We start from the raw sequence: 2,276 nt of genomic DNA on the forward strand, positions 1-2,276 counted from the left end.
GGCCCACACAGGGATCACCACGGGGGAACCACTACGGGGGAATATCACGGGGGAACCACCACGGGGGAATCGCGAACGTGAACGTGAACGCCTCAGGGAACCGAGCCAACGGGGGACGGTTCCCGGAGAGGCGCTCACCGGGGGAACGTTCACGAGGAACAGCGCGACGCACCAAGGAACGACACGCAACAACGGGGGCTCTCCGTCAGGAGAGCCCCCACGGGGGAACACCGCACGACAACTGAACAGGGATGTCCTGAGAAACGGGGGGACAGACCAACGGGGGACTGCAGGGGCCGGCGTCGGCAGCGCGGAGGGGGAGCCGTCGACGCCGGCCCCTGCGGTCATTATGTCGGCGACGGCGGCACATCCGTGTCGTCGCCGAGTGCGTCACGACTGCAACACCGCCCCCGATCAAGAGGAGTTGAAATGCACAGCACGACCAAGCGCATCAAGAAGTCCGCTGCCATAGCGGCCTTCGCCGTGGCGGCGGCCGTCGCCACCGCGGTGCCCGCCACCGCCGACGACCACACCACGCTCGCCGCACCGACCTCCGTCCAGCTCCGCACCGCGAGCCCGCACGACGACCACACCACCGGTGGCACGGACGACCACACGACGGGCACCACGAACCCGCGCGACGACCACAGCACGCTCGGCGCCGGCGACCACACCACGGGCACCGCGGACGACCACAGCACATTCGCCGGGCTCCGCTAGAGGCCACCCCGGAGGGGCCCGTCCCGGCCCCAGCGGAACACCGACCTCAGCGCCATCACGTCCGCCGCACGGGAGACGCGGCCCGCACCCCGCTCCACCGCCCGGGCCGCGCCTTCCGCATCACCGCAGCAGCGCCCCGTCAGGGGCGCGGGGCTGTGACATTGTGCGGCTCCGCCGCGTGGGCGCGACCAGCCACAACGGACCCGCAGCCGCGCGCGCAGCGCAAGAGGCACCCCGGTAGGCGCCCCGCAGCGCAGCACCCCGCACCGTCCCGCAGCCGCGCGGAGCGCAAGCGCACCCGGAAACAGAAGCACGCTCACCCCGCCGGCCCGCAGCCGCAAACGGACCTCACGAGGCACCCCGGTAGGCGCCCCGCAGCACCCCCTTCAGCACCTTCCCCGCCGCATTCCGCGGCAACTCCCGTACGAACTCCACCGCCCGCGGCACCTTGTACTGCGCCATCTCCCGTCGCGCCCACTCGATCAGCTCGTCCGGCGAAGGTGTCCCGGCGCCGCTCCGCAGCACCACGAACGCCTTCCCCACCTCGCCCAGCCGGGCGTCCGGCACACCGATCACCGCCGCTTCGGCCACCCCGGGGTGGCGGGCCAGTGTCCGCTCCACCTCCGCCGGGTAGACGTTGAAGCCACCGGCCACGTACATGTCCGTCATCCGGTCGGTGATCCGCAGATTGCCCTGCTCGTCGAGCACACCGACGTCACCGCTGTGCAGCCACCCCTCGTCGTCGACGGCGGCGGCCGTGGCCTCCGGGTCCTCGAAATAGCCCGGCATCACCTGGTAGCCGCGCACCAGGATCTCCCCCGGCTCACCGGGCGGCAGCGGCTTGCCGTCGGCGGCCACCACCCTGACCTCGGTGTCCGGGACGGCCCGGCCCGCCGTACCGGCGATCACCTCGTCCGCGTCGCCACGCCTGCACATCGTGACCAGGCCCGTCGCCTCGCTCAGCCCGTACGCGGTCAGCACCGTCAGCACGCCCAGCTCCTCGCGCAGCCGCTCGACCAGCCGCCGCTCCACCGGCGCCGCCCCCGTCACCACCAGCCGCAGCGACGACAGGTCGTACGTCCAGCGCGCCGGATGGTCGAGCAGCGACCGGAAGAGCGTGGGCGGCCCCGGCAGGACGGATATCCGTTCCGCCGCGATGTGCGCCGCCGCCGTCTCCGCGGCGAAGACGGCCTGCGGAACCATCGTCGCGCCCCGCATCAGGCAGGCCAGCACCCCCGCCTTGTAGCCGAAGGTGTGCGAGAAGGGGTTGACGATCAGATACCGGTCCCCCTCCCGCAGTCCCGCGAGGTCGCTCCAGGCCCCGAACGCGCGCAGGCTCTGGGCATGGCTGGCGACCACGCCCTTCGGCTCGCCCGTGGTGCCGGAGGTGAAGACGATGTCCGACGGCGCGTCGGGCGCCACCGCGTTGGCCCGTGCCCGTACCGCCCAGCCGGGCACCGTCTCCCCCGCGGCCAGGAACTCCCGCCACGTGCGGAACTCCGCGGGCGCGTCCTCCGCCAGGACCACGACCTCCCGCAGGCAGGGCAGCCCCGGCA

Annotated in this window: 2 protein-coding genes; one reads left to right on the plus strand and one right to left on the minus strand. The window is 72.8% G+C overall.

What is annotated here, in order from left to right; translation table 11 throughout:
• Positions 1-429: 429 nt before the first annotated feature.
• Positions 430-720: a hypothetical protein gene (locus K6I34_RS35930; protein WP_229332225.1), complete on the plus strand. Its 291-nt coding sequence runs from the start codon at positions 430-432 to the stop codon at positions 718-720.
• A gap of 348 nt (positions 721-1,068) precedes the next feature.
• Here K6I34_RS35930 and K6I34_RS35935 read toward each other — a convergent pair.
• A partial coding sequence (locus K6I34_RS35935) for an AMP-binding protein (RefSeq protein WP_229332226.1) occupies positions 1,069-2,276 on the minus strand: 1,208 nt, incomplete at its 5' end.

It is taken from the genome of Streptomyces sp. UNOC14_S4 (assembly GCF_020740835.1).
Classification (GTDB): Bacteria; Actinomycetota; Actinomycetes; order Streptomycetales; family Streptomycetaceae; genus Streptomyces.

Coding starts and splice junctions, on each gene's coding strand:
- K6I34_RS35930 (WP_229332225.1), top strand. CDS start 430: ATGCACAGCACGACCAAGCGCATCAAGAAGTCCGCTGCCATAGCGGCC.